We start from the raw sequence: 18,408 nt of genomic DNA on the forward strand, positions 1-18,408 counted from the left end.
ATACGGGCCTCGCAATTTTCGCGAAGCCCGTATCATTTAATCTTTTAAAGCGTCTTAATTAACTCCTGAAAACCTCGGATTTACAATACTGTTATTAACAGAGCCAAAAGTGAAGTTGAGGCCAAAAGAAGTGTAATAGTTAAATGTGGTAGGTAACTGCTGTCCTCCTAGAAGAATTTCCTCATTACTACTTGCCGTTTCTGCTAATGAAATTTGATTTTTTATTTGAGCACCAGACCCATATAGCCTTAGGGAAATGCCCTGAACTATCCGCCAACTTAACTCTACCTCCATACTTAGCCTATATTTTCCTGGGTCATCCAAATATTGATAGCCATTTAGCTCAGCTGAAAAGTTACCCCACGGCTTGGTATAGCCTAAGATGCCAGTGACTTGGTGATATGGTTTTGTTTCTAAAGTTTGGTCAAAAATGGTTCTTTCTAGATAGTCTAATCTTCTGTAGCCAGCTTGGTAAATCCACCTAAACTGTTCTTTATTAAAATCTTCAATAGGGAAAATAGAATATTCAAGTGCAGGAGCTAAACTACCAGAAAAATCAATATTGGAGTATACGGAATGGTAGCCTTTCATTAAACCACCAATACTCCAGTTTTTTGCAAAAGTGGAAACATAAAGCATATTAAAGCCATAGCTGTTAACCTTTACCGTTTCTATCTCCTCTTCTAGAGTAACAGAACTGTTGTTTTGATTAAGATAAGTGTAGAAACTAAATTTGGAATCTTCTGTGGTTCGGCCACCCCTCACATTTCCTGCTAATCTAACAGATTTTTTATTACTCTCTCCTCTTAAACTACCAGAGCCTCCAATCCCAAATATCCAGTTATTCCAAGGGTCTTCTTCTGAATCGACATCAGAAGTACTTTGTATTCCTTTCGGAAAACTGATTTTAACATCTTTTGCCATTTCTGTATTAGCTATATAAACGAGCAAACCTTGGTTTACCTTGTTTAAAACCTTTTTACGAGCAATGGCCTCCGAGTCGTTTTGGCCTGTTTCAAATTCTACTAAAGCGTCGCAGCCCTGCAAGGCATGCTGCCCCATGAAATTAAGCTGATAATTCCTTCCACCACTAGCATTACCTTGGTCAGTTATCAATATTTGAATATCTGCCAAAGCTTGGTCTCTAGTAAATGTAAAGTAACTAAGCTCGGTGAGGAGGTAGGTAGTAAAGCACCTAGCCTGCTGACAGTTAATGTATAATTTTGGTTTATCTTGTGCTTTAAGAGCAGACGAAATTGTTAGAAAGAATAGGAAAATGAGATATTTGCTTCGCATCAATTTTTTTTTTTCGGTTAGCACCTGACATAAAAGTTTAAAGATAAGTGTTCTAAGTGGGGGAGGTCTCATAGAATCCGCCAAGCATACTATTTAATAGGCATATCAAGGAATTTTGAAGGTCAAAATTTGGACAAAACTTAGAATTTTTAAATTATCTTAAGATTGTGGAGCTTGAAAACTACTTCATATGGAAGGTAGTTTTCTTTTGTTTGTATTGAATATTCAGAATAAATTGAAAATAATGAACATTTGTTTTCATGAGTCTTTTTTCCTTTTATGCCTGAAAGGTCAATGATTTAGTAGATTTTTGCTTTCGAATAAATCATTTAGCATGAATTATAAGGAGATCTTAGAAAGGGTGATGAACAATGTAAGGGCTGAAAAAAGTTTAGGGAAACTGGCAACTTATATTCCTGAGTTGGGCAACATAGACCCCTATAAATTGGGCGTGCATTTAAGTACGGTAAATAATTTGGACGTAGGTAGTGGAGATAATCAAGAGAAGCTATCCATCCAGAGTATTGCGAAGGTTTTTTCGCTCTGTTTAGCTTATAAAATGGTGGGAGAGTCAATTTGGAAAAGAGTAGATGTAGAACCCTCCGGCAATCCATTTAACTCTTTGGTACAGTTAGAGGCAGATAATGGTATTCCTAGAAATCCTTTTATTAATGCTGGAGCCATAGTGATTTGTGATATTTTAATTAGTCATTTAGAGAGACCGAAAGATGCTTTTTTAAGTTTTGTAAAAGAAATATCTGATAATCCAGAACTCACTTTTTGTCAAAAAATAGCCGATTCGGAAAAGTCTATTGGTTATAGAAATGTGGCTCTGTGCAATTTCATTAAGTCCCTGGGAAACATTAAAAATGAGCCTGAGGAGGTTTTAGATTTCTATTTTTGTCTTTGTTCTTTAGAAATGAGTTGTAAAGAACTCGCTCAGGCTTTCTTGTTTTTAGCGAATGGAGGTAAAAAAGTCTCTGATGAAAAAGAAATTTTGACTAAAAGTCAAACCAAGCGTATTAATGCACTCATGCAGACTTGTGGTTTTTATGATGAGTCTGGCGAGTTTGCTTTTGAGGTAGGGTTACCGGGTAAAAGTGGTGTGGGAGGAGGAATAGTTGCAGTTTTTCCAGGAAACTATAGCATTGCGGTATGGAGTCCTAAGCTTAATGCCAAAGGAAATTCTTATAAAGGAATGATGTTTTTAGAAATGTTTACAACCGAAACCGAAGCGTCAATATTTTAATTTCATAACAAATTGTACTTTCAGTAATAAATGAAAATTTAGTGTTAATTAGTTAAAGAGAAAACGGCATGGCGTTAATTACTTATTTAACTGTCTGAGATAAAGTTGAATAGTGTTCTCTAATCCTAGGTAAAGGGCATCGCATATCAAGGCATGTCCAATTGACACTTCTAGCAAGCCAGGAATGTTTTGATGGAAATAGGCTAAGTTATCTAAACTTAAATCGTGTCCTGCGTTTAATCCTAGTCCTAATTCTTGAGCTCTTTCTGCAGCCTTAACAAAGGGTTCTATCGCCTTTTCTTTGCTGGCGGCGTATTCACTTGCGTAGCTTTCCGTGTATAACTCTATTCTGTTTGTACCTATTTCAGCAGCACCTTCCACCATTTTAATATCGGGGTCCACAAAAATGGAAACTCTAATACCAGCATCTTGGTATTTTTTCACCAATTCTTTTAGTCGGTCTTTGTGCGTAATGGTGTCCCAGCCTGCATTTGAGGTGATGGCACTTAGGGTGTCAGGCACCAAAGTGGCCTGTGTAGGCAAGTTTTTTAGAACCACTTCTTCAAAACGGCCTTCGGTAGGGTTACCCTCAATGTTATATTCAGTGGTAACTATTTTCTTTAAGTCAAAAACGTCTTGATATTTTATGTGTCTTTCGTCCGGTCTGGGATGAATCGTGATTCCCTCAGCACCAAATCTTTCACAGTCTAAAGCTGTATTTACAAGGTTCGGCATGTCGTGCCCTCTTGAATTTCGTAAGGTGGCTATTTTATTGATATTGACAGATAATTTCGTCATTTTTGCTCTCAGAAGCCGTAAGGCTTTTAGTTTTTTGCAATTTAAGAATTCCGCATTTCAATTCATCAAAGAGTTTTTGATACTTTGATTATGCCCAAATAAAAGATAAACATGTCATTAAAATCTACAATTGACGCCGATATTAAAGCGGCCATGATGGCCAAAGACAAAGTTAAATTATTGGCTTTGAGAGATATAAAAAAGGCTATTCTTATAGAGGAGTCTAAGCCTGGAGCTCCAGATGAACTAAGCGAAACGGACGAAATGAAGATTCTTCAAAAAGCTGTAAAGCAAAGAAGAGATTCGGCCGAGATTTTTAAACAACAAAGCAGAGCAGACCTACTTTCTAAAGAGGAAGCGGAAATAGCTGTGATTGAGGCTTATCTTCCGGAAGCGATGTCTGAAGAAGAACTTCAAAAAATAATTACAGAAATTATCCAACAAGTAGGGGCTAAAGAGCCTTCTGATATGGGTAAAGTAATGGGAGCAGCTACGAAGAAATTAGCTGGGAAAGCAGACGGAAGAGCTATTTCTACCATGGTGAAGAAGTTGTTGGCCAGCTAAAACAATAAACCTTATTTAAGATTGGTTGGATTCGTAAGAGTTCAACCAATTTTCATTTTAAACCTAAAAACTCATGTCCACCACAGACCTTTTATTGCTTATTCCCATTGTAATGGGTGCCTTTAATGGTTATAAAAGAGGTTTATTAGTGGAGGTGATAGGTATAGTGGCTTTTGTGTTGGCTATTATTTTTGGTTTTAGATTTTTGGGTTTAGGCATGGCTTTCGTATCAGACCTTTTAGGAGATGATTTAACTGGAAGAATGCTTCCTTACATGAGTTTCCTACTTATATTTTTCCCAACTGTTTTCGCTATAAATAAAATTGGTTGGATATTCAGAAAGGCACTTCGCTTAACTTTTTTAGGTGTTTTAGATGGTATAGGAGGAGCAGCTCTTGGAGCTATTTTATGGGCTTTTGGTTTGAGCGTATTGTTTTGGTTGGCCTCTGCCATTGGCGTAAATATTCCAGAACGTTTTCTAGCGGAGTCTGAGGTTTACCCGTTCTTAAAGAATTTTGCTCCAAACTTAGTAGAGCGAATTAGTGGCTATTTACCTTCGCTAGGAGAGGTTTTTGAGAAGTTTAATGAGTTAGGGGAGCGGTATAGAAATCAAACTGAGTAATAGTGAAGGTACTATTCGTTTGTAGTAGAAATAAATGGAGAAGTAGGACTGCCGAAGAAATTTTCAAAAATGAAAATAATCTAATGGTAAGGTCAGCAGGCACAGAGCCTTCTGCAAGAATCAAAGTTTCTCAGAAACACCTACTTTGGGCAGATTTGATTTTCGTAATGGAGAAAAAGCATAAACAACGCTTACAAACCAAGTTTTATGAAGAAATAAGTGGCAAGGAGGTTATTAACCTAGACATCCTTGACGATTATAAGTTTATGGATGAAGAATTGGTGGAGATACTTAATGACTCGGTGAGATATCATTTAGAGAAGTATCTTTAAAGAAGAGAAAGGAATTTTAATTTTTCTGTTCTATTGTATTTTACAGCTCCTATTCAATCTGCGTAATCTCCGAAATCAGCGGGAGTAAAATGACGTGCAGTAAATAAGGTTCCCGCAGATTTCGCTAATCTCACAGATTTTTTCAATTCTATTTATAGCTTGTACTTCTTTGGTGATAATTCTGACGGGCTTTAGCCATGATTGAATCTGCGTAATCCCCGAAATCAGCGGGAGTAAAAAAGTAAAAGTGTTCTTCCCGCGGATTTCGCAATTCTCGCAGATTTTCTTCTTTTTTAAAAAGAGCAATAATAAAAAATGAACAAGCCGTGTAAACGGTAATCTGCGGAATTAGCTAAATCTGCGGAATTAGCTAAATCTGCGGGAGTGAAGTGTAGTTATTACAGTGAAGCAAAAGGAAATCAGCGGGATCTTAATTTGGGTAATAAACACACAAAAAAAGGAGAGCCGAAGCCCTCCTTAAATATATATATGAAGCTAGCCTTAATCGTCGCTTCTGCCTAAGAAAAGCATAACATAGTAAGCCAAGTTAGCTACAGCAGCTAAAGCACCTACCACATATGTCATGGCTGCCCATTTAAGGGCGTCTTTTGCTTGAGCGTGTTCTTGATGGTGATAGGCTTGCAGAGACGTTTTGAGAGTATATTAGTTCAACTTATGTGATTTTTGTAAAAGTGGTTGTGTTGTAAGAAAAAATCAATATTCTTGTATTGAAATTTCAATATTTAATCATACAACTTTTTTATAGCCAGCCCAGATGATACCAGTCTTTAAGTATTCTTGCTTCTTCCTGTTTTTTATTTCGACTTTTTCTTTCGCCCAAGGCGAGCATCCTAGTTTTGAACTTTATGCATTGAATAATGAGACTACGATTTCTTGTGAAGGAAATCCAGTGGTTCTATCTATTAAAAAATCGGACAAAGATTATTCTTTTCGACTGGTAAGGAATAATGAATTATACCTAGAGGTTACTAGCAGTGAAGTCGAAGTTTTCTTGCCTGGAAATTATTTTGCGATAGTTGATTTAGGTGATACTGAAGTAAGAACCAACACCATTCTCATTTCTAAATGTGACTTAGACGTTTCTTCTCTTTCCAAAAATGATAACTCTGATAATATTAACCTGATTAACGCTAGTATAAGTAGTAAAGGATATGCCCTATGTGGTGAACTTAGTTCGGTAGTACTTAATGCTTCGCCAAAAGGAACAGAATATTCTTATAAATGGTATTATAGCTCTACCTATTCAGGTGTATATGAAACTATTATAGATTCCACCAGTGATTCTATTTCAGTAAATCAAACAGGTTATTACAAAGTTATGATTGAGGACGGAATAGATGCACCAGGTGTTTCATCCGCTTTCAGTGTCTCTTCACAAGTTGTTACAAGATTGACAGACTTAAACGGCTCTTTATATTCCACATTAAATGTTACTTCTGGAGACTCGGTGGAGCTAAATGTAGAAGCATTGGGACAAACGGGCCCCTTGAGTGTAAGACTGAGAGTAGGGCTTGACGACTTTGAATTTGATTCGCAAGTGAGCCCTTTTAAAATTAAAGTCCCTGTCTATCAAAACGTCAATATCTATCTAACAAGAAGTGAATCGGAATGTGGCTTGAGTTATAACTTTCAGGGTCAGATTAAGGCAATTGTGGATGAAGACTTAGATATTCAGTATCAGATACCTTTGAATTCGAATGTTTGTTCTGGACAATTGCTAGAGATTCCTTTTACATTAGATGGTGAATGGGGTAATACTAGAAGTATTTATTATTCTATCTATGAGAAGAATTCAGGTTCTTTTATTACCGGGAAGAATGGTCTTTATAATAGTCCTTTAGAAATAAAAATGCCGGATGAACTTGAATTAGGAAAAAGCTATAGGTTATACCTAAGTGTTCAATATCCCGCTATAACCAATCAATCCGTAAATGTATTTCTAAATGTTACCTCCGAGGGTTGCACGGCAAGGCCTACTATTGTAGTAAGCCCTTCTAATGAATCTTGTAGTGCGGTTAGGCTGATTACAGAGTCACGTACAGGAAATGTTTATCAATGGTATAAAAATAATACTATAATAAGTGGAGCAAACGCCGCACAGTATGATGCTCTCGAAACAGCTAATTACAAAGTACAAGTTTCTAATCAAGGAGAAAGTTATTATCAGACATCAAGTAACTACCCGATAGTGATAAAAGGTGGAGTTCCTACTATTCAGAGTTTAAATCCTTCGCTCTGTTCAGCCACAGCTGGAGCATTAATTGAAAGTACGCCGAGTGTTTCACCGGTTTTGAAATATGAATGGCTTTATAGTCCTTTTTCGTATGGAACACCATTTGAAATACCAAATTCAAATTCGTCTACTTATACTGCGAATGTAGGTGGTTTTTTTAAGCTTAGAACTAGTACTGCGGATGGATGCATAAGTGAATCAAATATTATAGAGATTTTAGAGTCAGGCGGTATACAAATTACGGATGCTTCTTCAGGTGAATCAAGTTCAACTATAAACCCTGGAGGAACGGCATATTTGAAGATTAAATTTCAAGGGGAGGCTCCTTATTTTCTTTACTATATTCAGAATGATATAAGGAAATATATAAATACAGATCAACCGGAATACACTTTGGCTGTCTCTCCTGAACAAACCAAAAACTATGAATTTCGTTTGTTGTCGACTGGTTGTGGTGTTGAAAGTGATTATCAGTACTATAAAGTTAATGTGGGAGCATCTAATAGCTTTGATATAGTGGAACCATCAAACCTTAACTACTGCCCTGGAGGCAGGATAATTGTACCATATACCATTTCTGGAACATGGGGAAATGAGAGACTTTTTTTCGCTTACCTTACAGACGACAATGGCAATTACATAAATAATTCTGAGAGGAGGATTTACCCTGGGTCGTCTAGTTATTTGAACTATGAAATACGGAACAATATAAGCCCTGGTAGTTATTATCTCAATTTTTATACATCATCTCCTTATTTACTTAATCATGTTAAAAGCACTTTTAAAATCAATGTCTCTAGTAGTGGCTGCTCGCTGCCTACAGCTAGGTTAGAATTTAAGGGGTTTAGAGATAAATGCTCTAATTCTTCCTTTTACGAAGTTTACCCTAGTGTAGATGGAGCTGCTTATAAATGGTATTACAATGGCTCTTTTATCCAAACAACTTCTAGCCCTATTCTTTATACTAGTTTTGGTGGCTCGGCTTCAGGTCAACTTACGGCAAGAGTTGAAAAAATAGGCACGTATAATTCACTGTCTAATGCTATAACTGTGGCTCAAAGGGAATCAACAGGTCTTTATGGACAAAGGAGTTCTAATTTTTGTGATTTAAATACGATTACCAGTTATTTTCAATATTCTTCGGGATACCAATGGTACTTTGCCGAAAGTGGATTTGGATACGAACAAATTAACGGTGCGAATTCCTTTTCTCACACACCAAGTCAAAGAGGTTATTATCTTTTGAAGTCGGAAAAACTAGGGTGTGAGTTAGTGGAAGAGTTTTATTGCAATAGAGGTATTGATTTAGAATTTCAAAAAATATGTACAGGGGGCTCTTTAGTCCTAAAATATCACGGTGAGTTTGATGATACTTTGAAGTTTCAGCTAGTAAATGTATCAAACGGTGCTATTGTAGAATCTAATTTATTTAATAGCATATTGGATAATTATTGGAATGATAGAGTTTCTAGCGTCACCTTGCCGATGTCTATTCCTGCGGGAGAATACAGGGTAAGAATGTTGGTAGAAAATACTTCTGATATTTATGATTCGCAAAGTACTTTCGAAGTTTTACCACAGGCTATTGCAGAGAATCCAGTTATAACTATTACACCTCCTGCTATAGCGGGTTCGGAAATCGTGAATGTCTCATTATCAGGTTGTGGTTCAAGTCACGCGATTTGGTCTAATGGGTATTCTCAAAATAGTTTTTCTACTTACTCTTATCCTGGAAGTACATTTAGAGCTTTCTGTCAGTCTTTTGATGGTTGTGCGAGTCAAGAGATTGTCAAAGCGGTAGATTTTTTATGTACGGATATTTATGAACCAAATAATTTACCAGCAGAAAGTGGGCTTATAGATAGTTTAAACTTTGTAAGTTCTTCTTTATGTTTTATCAATGGCACAGATTCTGACTGGTTTAGATTTGTTGAAAATGGGAGAGCATATTTTGTAGAAATAAGGCCATATTCATCTGGTACTAGTATAGGAGAGCGTTCATATAAATTTAGTAAAACACAATCTGGCGGGCAGATTACTTTGCAAACTGATGTTTTTTCAGGAGGCTTGAATACGGATACTTATATGACACTTTATGATAGTGAGTTGAATGAAATAGCTGCAAATGATGACGGGAATGGAGTTTTTTCAAAGATTGTTTTTAACCCTAGTAATCCGTGTCAATCTACGGTTAATTTGGTTTCGCCAAGCTTTGATTTATACAATGGTCAATCTTCTCATATCAAGTCTCTTGATTTTATTAATGCTTCAAATATTCAAAACGATAAAACAACAAATCAATGGGAGGCCGGGAATTCTATTCTATTAGAACCTGGTTTTGAAACAAAGATTGAAACTGAAGGAGTATTCAAAACAGAAATAAAAGACTGTAACGATTGATATTACACTTAGATTCAACTAAGAAGTAGTAGAGGAGCAACTAACCGTGTAAACGGTAATCTGCGGAATTAGCGAAATCTGCGGGAGTAAAGTGTAGTTATTACAGTGAAGCAAAAGGAAATCAGCGGGAGCTGAATCAGGAGAAAAAATAAACAAAACACAAAAAAGGAGAGCCGAAGCCCTCCTTAAATATATATATGAAGCTAGTCTTAGTCGTCGCTTCTGCCTAAGAAAAGCATAACATAGTAAGCCAAGTTGGCTACAGCGGCTAAAGCACCTACCACATAAGTCATGGCTGCCCACTTAAGAGCATCTTTTGCTTGAGCGTGTTCTTGGCGGTTCACTATATTTCTTGACTCCATCCATTTAAGAGCTCTATTACTAGCATCAAACTCTACAGGAAGTGTAATTAATGAAAATGCTGTGATGGCTAGGTTGGCCACTATAAGTACAATCAAAAGCATATTTCCCATGGCAGAACCCTGCGTAATCATGTAAAAACCTCCCATGAATAAGAACATATTTAACATACCCATTACTTTACCAGCTACACTGGCTGCAGGCACTAAAGTAGACCTTAACCTAAGAGCAGCGTAAGCGGTGGCGTGCTGTATGGCGTGCCCTACTTCGTGAGCAGCTACGGCAGCTGAGGCAGTGCTTCTTCCGTTGTAAACATCAGAGCTTAGGTTTACCGTTTTATTTTGAGGGTTATAATGGTCCGTTAATTGTCCATTAACCTGTGTTATTCGTACATCATTTATGCCGTTGTCGGTAAGCATTTTATGAGCTATTTCAGCTCCGCTGAGCCCATTGCTCAAACCTACTTTTGAGTATTTTTTGAATTTACCTTTTAGCCTGTTAGATACTAACCAGCTAATTCCCATAAAAACAAAACTTAAAATGATAATTGGGTGCATGTGCGTTCTTTAATTATTTATTAATAGTACAATTATTTTCTATCAGTACATCAATATAACGAAAATCTTATGTATCGAATTCCCGCTGATATGTTAATTAATGGCTAACGGCCTAAAATCAGGATTATTGGGTTTTTCTCTTTATAAAAAACGAAATAGCCAATGCTGTCAAACCAAAGATTAGGACAAAAATAATACCTTGCATGGTATGTAAGAATGTGGCCAAGGTGATACCATCTTGAGGGTTTAGCCCATAAAGGCTCACTATTTTACCAACCAAAAAGTGATAAGAACCAATTCCGCCAATAGTGGGTGCTGCCATACCAATAGTGCCCATCACCAAGATAGTTAAACCAGCTAATGGACTAATATCAGCAGTTTGAGGAATGGCAAAGCATAAGAAATAGGTCATGAAATAATAGAGCGTCCATATAAGTATGGTGTGCCCTATAAAAGCCTTTGGGTTTTTAAGGTCTTTAATGCTGGTGAAGCCAGACCATAATCCTAAAACCACTTTTTTGATTTTACCGTAAAGGGCAAATTTCCCTTCCAAGATAGCGTCATTTCTTAGAATCCATTTCCAAGCTAAGAATGCTCCAAGAGTTAGAAAAGCTAAGACTCCAATGATAACTGAAGGGTTACCTATTTTATCTCCAACTAGATCAATGAAAAATTCTTTAAGCCTATCAAATTCTAGAATAAGGTTTAAACAAATTAAAAAGAGCAGTACAAATACGTCTATAACCCTTTCTGCTACTACCGCTCCAAAAGACTTTTCAAAAGGAATGTCTTCTAAGTCTTTTAAACTAGCCGAACGGGCAAATTCCCCTGCTCTTGGCAAAACCAAATTGGTCACATAACCTATCAAAACCGCAATGGTACTTTTAAAAGCAGATGGGTCATAGCCCAATGGCTGTAACATCAGTTTCCAGCGATATGCTCTACTCCAGTGAGCCAAAATAGCCATAACTGCGGAGAGTGCCACCCAAAAATAGTTGGCGTTTTTGATGGTTTCCCAGAGTTTATCTTTGTCTATTCCTTTTAGCACAAACCACAGTAAGAAACCTGCAATAGAAACAGAAATGAAATATTTGAGAATGTTTTTGATATTCATTATCAGGAAAGTAAAAAGGTCAATTTCTGTACAAAAGTACATGAAATTGACCTTCAAAAAGAATGCCTATATTATTTAACTACTCTGTTATTCTCGTCAGGGAAAACCACGATTGGTCTGTGAGCTGAAGCTTCTTCTGGAGTCATCCAAGCATAAGAAATGATAATAACTATATCACCTGGCTGAGCTTTTCTAGCTGCCGCTCCATTCAAACAAATAATCCCAGAACCTCTTTTACCTTTGATGGCATAAGTTTCTAGGCGTTCGCCGTTGTGATTGTTTACAATCTGCACTTTCTCATTTTCCTTGATTCCAGCAGCGTCTAGCATGTCTTCGTCGATAGTGACACTACCCACATAATTTAACTCTGCCTGAGTAACTTTAACTCGGTGAATTTTAGATTTGAAAACGTTAACTAACATTATCTATGGTTTTGTTTGCTCCAAAAGGATTACAAAATTAGCAATCCTTAGCTGAATTCATAACCATATAAGGGTAGAATTAATTCCGATGTTTGGCAGATATCATACAGCTTTTTAAGTTTTAAGAATCTCTTTAAGGGCTATCTCGTATATTTAAATATGAAATATCTAATCACTGGCGGGAGTGGACTTTTAGGGAAAAAGCTCTGCAAATTATTACTGAAAGAAGGGCATAAAGTGGCTGTTTTGTCACGAAGCAAAAGAGAAGATGCCGATATTGAATATTACCAATGGGATATAGGCAAAGGTAAAATTGAAGCGGAAGCTTTAAAAAATGTCGATTGTCTAATTCATTTAGCTGGGGCGGGCATAGCAGATGAAAAATGGACGGATGAACGAAAAAGGGAAATTATAGACTCTAGAGTGAAACCTTTAGAACTACTTTCTAAAAAGTTTAAAGAGCAGGGATATTTTCCTGAAACCATTGTCTCGGCTTCTGCCGTGGGCATTTATGGGTTTGATACCGGGGAGATGGAACTGACAGAAGAGAGTGAAAAAGGGCAAGACTATATTTCGGAAGTAGTTATAAAATGGGAAGGGGCTGTAAATGATTTTGCGAATGCAACAAAGAGCCGTGCCGTAAAACTGAGAATAGGAATAGTGTTGGATAAAGACGGTGGGGCTCTGCCTCAATTAGCTCTTCCTGTTAAACTTGGTGTAGGTTCTGCCTTAGGAGATGGAGAGCAATGGCTTTCTTGGATTCATACAGATGATTTATGTCAGCTTTTTTATCAAAGTAGCATGGATGCTAGCTTTCAGGGTGCGTTTAATGCTGTGGCTCCAAAGCCCGTTAAAAATAAAGAGATGGTCACTGTTTTAGGCAAAGTGCTAAAAAGGCCGATTTGGGCTCCTAAAGTACCGGGTTTTGTTTTAAAACTGATTTTAGGGGATAGGGCTCAGCTGGTGCTGGGAGGAAATAAAGTGAGTGCTTCCAAGATAGAATCCACAGGTTTCCTGTTCAAATTCCCTAATTTAGAGCAAGCGTTAACTGAAATTTATAAATCTTAAGAATATGTCTTGGCCAGTATTACTGTTTTTTGTTGGGGGTTTGATATGGCTTTTTATTCTTTGGGATAAGCGGCAGAAAAGGAAATGATTTGGTGTTTTTAAGCTTGACGAATTTATAGGTTATTTATATAAGGTTTTAGCTAAGCCATTAATGGCAAGGGAATTGCTAATAAATATATTGACGTATATAAATAACCGAATGATAAGGCCAAAACTTGTCCACGACTTACTGCCTGCCCAGATTACACATCTCAAAGCAGATTCTAACTACACCATTATTCATACTAAGAATGGGGGGAAGATGATTTCGGGCTATAGCCTAAAAATATTTGCGGAGCTTTTTGCCAATAAAGATTTTATCAGAATAGACCGCTCGCACTTGGTTCACATCTCTTATATCAAAGGCATAGATTCTCGCTCGGGAATCACATTTGTTAAACTAAGCAATCAAAAAGAACTGGCGGTACCACGCAGAAAATCAGCCACTATAAGGGCATTGTTGGCTTAAAACAACTCTGCTTTTAATTTTAAATGGTATTTTTAGAATGCATTGAATAATCAATTAACATTGCACTCCATGAAACTATTTAAAAAGACGCTTTTAGGCTTATTGGCAGTATGCCTAATCTTTATAGCATTTTTGGTATTTAATACCTTAACGCTCAAATCAAAACAGCTTACTTTTGGGACAATAGAAAAGATAAAGGTTGATCCTCTCTCAAAAATAAACTTTTCAAATGCCATAAAAATAAAGACCATTTCACCCGAAAATGCGGCTGATTTTGACTCCTTGGCTTTTGACCAATTCAATATATTTATAAAGGAAACCTATCCGTTTGTTGACTCACTTTTAGAGGAAAAAACCTTTAACAGTTATAGCCATCTTTATAAATGGGAGGGGTCAGACAAGAGTTTAAAACCAACTCTATTTATTGCTCATTTAGATGTAGTGCCCGTGGTAGAAGCTAATTTATCCAATTGGAAGCATGCTCCTTTTGGCGGCGAAATAGTGAATGATACCATTTGGGGACGCGGCACTATAGATGACAAAATTGGCGTGATAGGAATAATGGAGTCTGTGGAGCTTTTATTGAAAAGTAATTATATACCTAAAAGAACAATTTATTTGGGTTTTGGTCATGATGAAGAAATTGGCGGAGTTAATGGTGCTATGGTCATGGCCGAATATTTAAAAGAGAAAAATGTTTCGCTCGAGTTTGTGATGGACGAGGGAGGAACCATTTCTCAGGGCTTAGTGCCTGGCATTGAAAAAGATGTGGCTTTAATAGGTACGGCAGAGAAGGGTTTTGTCACGGTGGAGTTGTCAGTAGCTTTAGAAGGTGGTCATTCGTCTCAACCCGATAAAGAAACAAATATAGATGTGCTATCAAATGCCATAGTCAAATTAAAGAATAATCCCTTTCCTGCTAGAATACCGACTGTGGTAGGGAAGATGCTAGAATATTTAGGGTCTGAATTTCCTTTTACTACCAGGATGGTAGCCGCTAATCAAAAGCTTTTAGGCTTTTTATTTATAGCGGTTTCTGAAAGTACACCTCAAGGAAACGCAAACGTGCGAACCACCACAGCACCCACCATATTTCATAGTGGCGTGAAAGAGAATGTGCTACCGCCTGTAGCAAATGCCTCTGTCAATTTTAGGATACTTCCTGGTGAAAGTTCAAGTACTGTCTTAGAAAGAGTAAAGAAAACAGTGAACGACGAACGTATTTCCGTAGAAATAGGTGGAAATTTCATAACAGAACCCTCAAAGATTTCTAGTACAGAAACAATGGGTTTTCAGGCAATTCAGAAAACGCTCTTAGAGGTTTTTCCAGGCACCTTAGTAAGTCCTTATTTAGTGATTGGCGGAACAGACTCACGCCATTATGGAGCTATTACAGATGATATTTATAGGTTTGCCTCCATTAAGCTTCATAAGCAAAACATCAAATCTTTTCATGGAATAAACGAGGCCATACCCGTTAAAGAACTTGAAGATGCCATCCGTTTTTATCATCAGCTTATTATGAATGTTTCGCAGTAGGGATACTTTAATTATGGCTGCTTAAAGCATTTATTTCGCTGGTTTTAGAATTGATAGGTGTTTCTGACTTTCTGTTGCTTCCTCGAAAAGGAACAAATTAAGCTCAAATTAATCTTTTTAATTTGTCTCCACTTTCATAATACATATCTTGCTTATAGCATTCAACCCTTAAGAATTATACACTATGAATAAGGATATCTCAAGAAGAAATCTATTAAAGAAAATGGGACTCACCGCTGGCGGTATTGCTATGGGAACGGCCCCTGGTTTGGCAAATAATGATTTGGTGACTAAACGTAATCCGCACATTTATTCTTTTCGGATTGGCGAATTAGAAGCATGGTCTATCAGTGATGGTTTTATGCTTTTTGATGCCGGTTTAGACCTTATGGAGCCCACCAGCTCTCATGCCCAAATGCGGGAAGCTATGCTGTCAAATCATGAAGACCCTAGTTTTTTACCGATGTACATAAATATATTGGTCATTAGAAAGGGTAAAGAGGTCATCATTTTTGATGCGGGTTACGGCATAGTAGATAACACTGAAAGAGGTTGGTTTCAGGAAGGTTTAGCGGCTATTGGCATTGATAAAAATGATGTGACGGCTGGCTTTTTAAGTCATGCTCACGGAGACCATATTGATGGTTTCATAGGGCCAGACGGTAAACTGATGTTTCCTAATGCCGCTATTTATACCACCCAAGAGGAGTTTAACTTTTGGCGACAAACAAATCCAGACTTTTCTAAATCTAACAGAAATCCATCTTGGATTCCTGGTATGGTGAAGCATGCTAAAAAGCAATTTGAAATACTCGCTCCCCAGATACAAACTGTGAAAACAGGAAGTGTATTATTTGAAAATTTAGTGACCGTAGAGAATGGTTTTGGGCATACGCCTGGTCATGCGGTTTATAAGATTACCTCTGGAAATGATTCTTTACTTCATATAGTGGATTTATCTCATAATCCTGTTTTAATGTTTGAGAACCCTGCTTGGTCCGTTAAGCTAGACCACTCCCCAGCGGTGGCTATTGCGTCTAGAGAAAGAATATTTTCTATGGCGGCAGAAAAAAGGATGCGTTGTTTTGGCTTCCATATTCCTTGGCCGGGTTTAGGTTATATCAATAAAAAAGGAAAAGGGTATAGCTGGTTGCCAGAAAGAATGTGGTGGTGATTTAGTTAGTTAAGGGAGACAAAAAAAACAGCAAAAAAGGGTTGAAATATAAAGTCTGGAATGAACTACTTACAGTATATCTTAACAACCATAACAACCATAACAACCATAACAACCATAACAACCATAACAACCGTATAATAAATGGGTTTGTTTTACTGGGGTAAAGTTTTGAATTTGTGGCTGCAAAGTAAATGAATAACCATTTACAAGCATTTACAATCTGGTAAGCATTGCTGAGATAAAAGAAATAGACGCACCTTTAGAAAAGATAAAAGGTAGATATATACTAATGTTATCTCCAAGCAGAAAAGATAGAAATGAAATTATATACAGCTAAACCATCTCAAAAGAAACTAAAGTATCATGAAGAACAGATACACTACACTCTTGATGGAACGAGTGAATACAATTGGAGAAAAGTCCAAAAAGAAATAAAAGAACTTAAAGAGATCGCCTCGATGCCGAAAAAGCTTGATTTTGTAACAGACAAAATTGAATTTGAAGAGTTAGATAAATTTAGTTGGCTGAAAAGTGATTTCAGACTTCCTATCCTGAACAATAATTTTATTGAACTATTGATAAATACTTATGAATATGAATACACCAAATTTCCAATTAAGATAATTAATAAAAAGAACAGTGAACAGGTAAATCTAAATTACTCAGGTTTTTACGTAAAAGGCTATTTTGATTGTGTTGACAGAAATACGTCAGAAACTATCAAATACGGTGAACTTGAGTATTATGACTATCGAACAGCAAAATTTGGAGAAGACCTTGAATATCCACCACTATTTAAAATCAAGGACATTTCAACGCCATTTATGCATTTTGTGACAGATGAATATAAAATGAATTTCTTAGAATTGAACTTAAAAGGTTTCGATATGGAAGAATTGAATAAAACCAGAAAATGAAAGCCAGGAGATAACAATGTACATGACGATCATGCTCCTGACGTCGCACGCCGCATGTACTCACCGCTGTAGTGCATTAAAAGAAACAAACGAAATTTGAACAAAATCGATAAAAATTAATCGAATAATGACCAATATCTGTTCGGACGACTTAGCGAAAAGTCGGGATTTTTATACCAAACTGTTCGACTTTAACGTGGATTATGATAGTGATTGGTTCGTACACTTAATCTCAAAAGACAAAAAACTCGAATTGGGCATAATTGACCGAAAGAATGAAATTGTGCCAAAAGATTTCCAAAACAACCCGCAAGGATTTTACGTGACTTTCGTAGTTGATAATGCGGACGAAATATTTAAGATTGCTGAATCGGAAAAGTTTGAAATCATAAGCGAACCGACCGATACATTTTACGGACAAAGACGTTTATTATTGAAAGACCCGAACGGAACTTTGATGGACATTTCTTCACCGATTAAGGATTTTGAATTTTAATAGAAGGAAATGGAATGGGGTGGAATACCCAATCTGAACTAAAAAAACGCACTACAACAATTAGGCTCGAATGCAGCGAAGTAGGGCTTCGGTTCTTTTGAGTCTCGCTCTGCAAAGTCTTTTTGACTTCGGAGAAATAGTTTGTCAATCTTCAGATTGATATTTACCCTCTCAAAGTATTTCCACCTTTCGGAGTCCCCGTCAGGGACTCCGAGGATAACACTGAATACCCAACTTGCAAAACTCAAATAAAGTGCGGAATTTGTATTGCAATTAAATAAAAACACCATGAAACTAGGAGCATTTTCCATTAGCCTTGCCGTAAAAGACATTCATAAATCGAAAGCCTTTTATGAAAAACTAGGCTTTACTTATAAAGGCGGAAACATAGACCAAAACTGGATAGTCCTCAGAAATGAGAATACGGTTATAGGTCTTTTTCAAGGCATGTTTGAAGGCAATATCATCACCTTTAACCCTGGTTGGGATAGCGATGCACAAAACTTAGAGGAATTTGATGATGTAAGAGCCATACAAAACCAACTCAAAGCACAGGGCATAGAACTAACCGGCGAAGCAGACGAAACCACCACTGGTCCAGCACACATCACCCTAACAGACCCAGACGGGAATAATATTCTTATAGACCAGCATAGGTAGGGAGTAAGGTATGTTTTCTACTTTGTATGATTCTCTCATTACCCAATAATGACCATATAATAAATGGGTTTGGTG

17 protein-coding genes and 1 pseudogene are annotated in these 18,408 nt (G+C 36.9%); 12 read left to right on the forward strand and 6 right to left on the reverse strand.

What is annotated here, in order from left to right:
* Nucleotides 1-54: 54 nt before the first annotated feature.
* Nucleotides 55-1,296: a hypothetical protein gene (locus AADJ06_RS13480; protein ID WP_341226992.1), complete on the reverse strand. Its 1,242-nt coding sequence runs from the start codon at nucleotides 1,294-1,296 to the stop codon at nucleotides 55-57.
* Nucleotides 1,297-1,630: 334 nt separating this feature from the next.
* On the opposite strand from AADJ06_RS13480, the gene AADJ06_RS13485 reads away from it, so the two are divergent.
* Complete coding sequence (locus AADJ06_RS13485; protein WP_341226993.1) at nucleotides 1,631-2,545, forward strand: glutaminase; 915 nt, start codon at nucleotides 1,631-1,633, stop codon at nucleotides 2,543-2,545.
* Between the two features lie 78 nt (nucleotides 2,546-2,623).
* On the opposite strand, the gene AADJ06_RS13490 is transcribed toward AADJ06_RS13485, so the two are convergent.
* Nucleotides 2,624-3,343 carry a pyridoxine 5'-phosphate synthase gene (locus AADJ06_RS13490; RefSeq protein ID WP_341226994.1) on the reverse strand — a complete coding sequence of 240 codons (720 nt, stop codon included), beginning with the start codon at nucleotides 3,341-3,343 and terminating at the stop codon, nucleotides 2,624-2,626.
* Nucleotides 3,344-3,454: 111 nt separating this feature from the next.
* Here AADJ06_RS13490 and AADJ06_RS13495 point away from each other — a divergent pair, with 111 nt between their 5' ends.
* From AADJ06_RS13495 to AADJ06_RS13505, 3 genes are all read left to right on the forward strand, one after another.
* Nucleotides 3,455-3,907 carry a GatB/YqeY domain-containing protein gene (locus AADJ06_RS13495; protein WP_341226995.1) on the forward strand — a complete coding sequence of 151 codons (453 nt, stop codon included), beginning with the start codon at nucleotides 3,455-3,457 and terminating at the stop codon, nucleotides 3,905-3,907.
* A 73-nt stretch (nucleotides 3,908-3,980) separates the two neighbouring features.
* Nucleotides 3,981-4,529 (forward strand): CvpA family protein, encoded by a 549-nt coding sequence (locus tag AADJ06_RS13500; protein ID WP_341226996.1) that lies wholly within the window; start codon nucleotides 3,981-3,983, stop codon nucleotides 4,527-4,529.
* Between the two features lie 2 nt (nucleotides 4,530-4,531).
* The gene (locus AADJ06_RS13505; protein ID WP_341226997.1) at nucleotides 4,532-4,861 is read left to right on the forward strand and encodes a protein tyrosine phosphatase; all 330 of its coding nucleotides are present in this window, start codon (nucleotides 4,532-4,534) and stop codon (nucleotides 4,859-4,861) included.
* Between the two features lie 501 nt (nucleotides 4,862-5,362).
* Here the strand turns inward: AADJ06_RS13505 and AADJ06_RS13510 are convergent.
* Nucleotides 5,363-5,494, reverse strand: a pseudogene (locus AADJ06_RS13510) (zinc metallopeptidase); the annotation flags it as partial.
* 142 nt (nucleotides 5,495-5,636) lie between these two features.
* Between AADJ06_RS13510 and AADJ06_RS13515 the strand changes: the two are divergent.
* Entirely contained in the window at nucleotides 5,637-9,515 is a 3,879-nt protein-coding gene (locus AADJ06_RS13515) for a 3-coathanger stack domain-containing protein (RefSeq protein ID WP_341226998.1), read from the forward strand.
* A gap of 209 nt (nucleotides 9,516-9,724) precedes the next feature.
* On the opposite strand, the gene AADJ06_RS13520 is transcribed toward AADJ06_RS13515, so the two are convergent.
* From AADJ06_RS13520 to panD, 3 genes are all read right to left on the reverse strand, one after another.
* Complete coding sequence (locus AADJ06_RS13520) at nucleotides 9,725-10,432, reverse strand: zinc metallopeptidase (protein ID WP_341226999.1); 708 nt, start codon at nucleotides 10,430-10,432, stop codon at nucleotides 9,725-9,727.
* Between the two features lie 124 nt (nucleotides 10,433-10,556).
* Nucleotides 10,557-11,546, reverse strand: a complete 990-nt coding sequence (locus AADJ06_RS13525; RefSeq protein ID WP_341227000.1) for a lysylphosphatidylglycerol synthase transmembrane domain-containing protein — start codon at nucleotides 11,544-11,546, stop codon at nucleotides 10,557-10,559.
* 71 nt (nucleotides 11,547-11,617) lie between these two features.
* Nucleotides 11,618-11,968 (reverse strand): aspartate 1-decarboxylase, encoded by a 351-nt coding sequence (gene panD, locus AADJ06_RS13530; RefSeq protein ID WP_341227001.1) that lies wholly within the window; start codon nucleotides 11,966-11,968, stop codon nucleotides 11,618-11,620.
* Between the two features lie 159 nt (nucleotides 11,969-12,127).
* On the opposite strand from panD, the gene AADJ06_RS13535 reads away from it, so the two are divergent.
* The 7 genes from AADJ06_RS13535 to AADJ06_RS13565 all read left to right on the forward strand — a co-directional run bounded on the left by AADJ06_RS13535 (nucleotide 12,128) and on the right by AADJ06_RS13565 (nucleotide 18,333).
* Nucleotides 12,128-13,036 carry a TIGR01777 family oxidoreductase gene (locus AADJ06_RS13535; RefSeq protein ID WP_341227002.1) on the forward strand — a complete coding sequence of 303 codons (909 nt, stop codon included), beginning with the start codon at nucleotides 12,128-12,130 and terminating at the stop codon, nucleotides 13,034-13,036.
* A gap of 199 nt (nucleotides 13,037-13,235) precedes the next feature.
* Entirely contained in the window at nucleotides 13,236-13,544 is a 309-nt protein-coding gene (locus AADJ06_RS13540; protein ID WP_341227003.1) for a LytTR family DNA-binding domain-containing protein, read from the forward strand.
* 69 nt (nucleotides 13,545-13,613) lie between these two features.
* Complete coding sequence (locus AADJ06_RS13545) at nucleotides 13,614-15,083, forward strand: M20 family peptidase (protein ID WP_341227004.1); 1,470 nt, start codon at nucleotides 13,614-13,616, stop codon at nucleotides 15,081-15,083.
* 184 nt (nucleotides 15,084-15,267) lie between these two features.
* A complete protein-coding gene (locus AADJ06_RS13550) occupies nucleotides 15,268-16,257 on the forward strand; it encodes an MBL fold metallo-hydrolase (protein ID WP_341227005.1) in 990 nt (329 codons plus the stop codon).
* Between the two features lie 320 nt (nucleotides 16,258-16,577).
* Complete coding sequence (locus tag AADJ06_RS13555; protein ID WP_341227006.1) at nucleotides 16,578-17,177, forward strand: hypothetical protein; 600 nt, start codon at nucleotides 16,578-16,580, stop codon at nucleotides 17,175-17,177.
* Nucleotides 17,178-17,304: 127 nt separating this feature from the next.
* Nucleotides 17,305-17,673, forward strand: a complete 369-nt coding sequence (locus AADJ06_RS13560; protein ID WP_341227007.1) for a VOC family protein — start codon at nucleotides 17,305-17,307, stop codon at nucleotides 17,671-17,673.
* A gap of 288 nt (nucleotides 17,674-17,961) precedes the next feature.
* Entirely contained in the window at nucleotides 17,962-18,333 is a 372-nt protein-coding gene (locus AADJ06_RS13565) for a VOC family protein (protein ID WP_341227008.1), read from the forward strand.
* Nucleotides 18,334-18,408 lie beyond the last annotated feature (75 nt).

This window comes from uncultured Arcticibacterium sp. (genome assembly GCF_964021845.1).
GTDB lineage: Bacteria > Bacteroidota > Bacteroidia > Cytophagales > Spirosomataceae > Arcticibacterium.